We start from the raw sequence: 2109 nt of genomic DNA, 5'->3' as shown, positions 1-2109 counted from the left end.
GCGGATCGGACGTGAGGTCAACTCGCGTACGGGGCCTTCGCCGCTTTCGCCGCCGTCAGGAACGCGCCCTTGTTCTTCGGCCAGAACAGGCTGTCCACGCAGGAGTACTGCGGGAAGAACCCGCCGCAGCTGCCGCTGCCGGAACCGACCTCGAACGTGTAGCTCGCGATGCCGAGGTTGCCGTAGGTGAAGTCGTCGGTCGTCCCGGTCGTGTCTCCCTCGGCCCGCACCGCGTACCCGTTGAACGCCGCCATCTTCCTGCCCAGCGCCGCCAGCTGCGTCGCGTTCGGGTTCGCGTTCCAGGTCCAGCCCCACGGTGGCATGATCAGGTTGCCGTAGCTGTGGACCGTGATCATCACACCCTTGGTGGTCACCGGCGCGGGCTCGGTGTCACCCGGTCCCCGCTGGTCGGGGAACAGCTGCTTGAACCACGCCTCGACCGCCCTGGTCTCCGGCTCCGAACCGGCCGCCGTGCCCTGGTAGGTCTCGCCGCACCTGCTGGTGCCCGCCCCGCCCCACTTGAACGTCGAGTTGCGGTTCAGGTCCACGCCGTAGCTCGGCGCCGAGCACGACGCGCCCGTGTTGTTCGCGTTCTTGCGCTGCAACAACGGCTGGTTGCCGCCGGAGGCGACGATGTCCACGCCGTCGGGGTTGACGATCGGCACCACCCACAGCTCCGTGGTGTCCAGGATGGACGTCACCTCGGCGTCCGTGCCGTACCCCTGGGTGACGTGGTCGATCCACCGCCACGCGAGCTCGCCCGTGGCCAGCTCGCGCGCGTGGATCTGCGCGATCAGCGCGAACCGCGGCTTGGCGGAGGCCGGGCTCAGCGCGCAGTCGCCGGCCTGCTTCTTCGTGATGCAGATGGCCCTGATGTCGTGCCCGCCCAGGCCCTGCGCCTTGCGCCAGCTGTCACCGATGTCGTACACCTGCGTCAACGCCGGGTAGGCCGCGGCCACGTCGGTCAGGTGCTTCTCGTGCTCGGCCACCGTCCGGTAGCCGCCGTAGAACGTCTGGGTGCCGACGTCCGCGGTCCGGCCGGCCGACACCGGCTTGTACACCGCGTCGAACCTGCTCGGCCGGTAGCCGAGGGCGACCAGCCGGTCGGCCACCCGCTGGTCACCGACCACCTGCACGGCGCCGTCGGCGCCGTGCTCGACGTCGAACCCCGCCGCCCGCAGCACGCGTTCACCCGCCCCTGGGACCTGCCAGTAGTACGGGGTGGTGTCCGGCGGTTGGGCCGCCGACGCGTTGGTCCCGAGGAGTAGCAGCGCCGCCGTGACAAGAGCTATCCGGACCTTCATCGAAGACCTCCAGACCAGCCGGCGGCCGGGGCAGGGTGACGATGGGCCGCCGCGCCGAAGGTGAGTATGGAGCACCTCCGCGGCCCACCAGAACCTACGAACGGTGGTCACCCGGCCCCGGACCGTCACCGACGGCGTCGGGCGGATGGCCCTACAGCGGCGCGACCCAGTACGGGGTGACGGTCATCGTGCCGTTGCCCGCCGCTCCGCGGAGGGTGCCGCTGGTCGTGGTCGACAGGGTGTACCAGGAGTCGACGTAGTCGGGGTCGTCGGTCCACCAGCCGTCCGGCAGGGCGTTGAGGATCGCGTTGACCAGCGGGATGTAGGCGCCGCCGTCGACGATGGTCAGCAGCGCCTGGGTGAGCGCGAGGGCGAGGTCGCGGTAGTTGGTGCCGCCGTCCTCCTCCATCATGACGATGTCGGCGAGGTTGTACTTGTAGTCGGAGAAGTGGACCAGCAGCTGGTTCGGGTAGTAGGTCTTGCCGTCGTCATCGAGGTACGGGAGCTGGACGGTGTCGACCTTGACCTTGCCGTCCAGGCCGAACCCGGCGGTGATGGTGAAGATCTCCGCGTCACCCTTGTGCCACGGCTCCTTGTCGTCGTCCAGGCGGATCGACGTGAGCTGGGTGGCCCAGTAACCACCCGAAGCGGCCGTGACGGCGGAGGACAGGCCGCGACCCGCCAGGGCCGAGCGCAGCACCTCGGTGCCCTTGGCCAGCGCGACCGCGGTGTCGACCTCCACCAGGTACACCGGGCGGGCCGGCACCCGGTCGGCGGCGAGCGCCACCCGCCGACCCGCGCGGTC

2 protein-coding genes are annotated in these 2109 nt (G+C 70.2%); both read right to left on the bottom strand.

Translation table 11 applies throughout. From position 1 onward, the window contains the following. Positions 1 to 17 precede the first annotated feature (17 nt). On the bottom strand, positions 18 to 1304 hold the full coding sequence (locus AB0G02_RS36645; protein ID WP_360804019.1) for a M14 family zinc carboxypeptidase: 1287 nt from the start codon (positions 1302 to 1304) through the stop codon (positions 18 to 20). A gap of 151 nt (positions 1305 to 1455) precedes the next feature. Beyond that, positions 1456 to 2109: DUF3103 family protein (locus AB0G02_RS36640; protein WP_360804016.1), on the bottom strand; the 654-nt coding region annotated here is incomplete at its 5' end.

Origin of the sequence: Actinosynnema sp. NPDC023658, assembly GCF_040639995.1 — a bacterium.
Lineage (GTDB): Bacteria > Actinomycetota > Actinomycetes > Mycobacteriales > Pseudonocardiaceae > Actinosynnema.
Note: the sequence above shows the minus strand (reverse complement) of the source record. Positions and strands in the feature narration are given on the sequence as shown.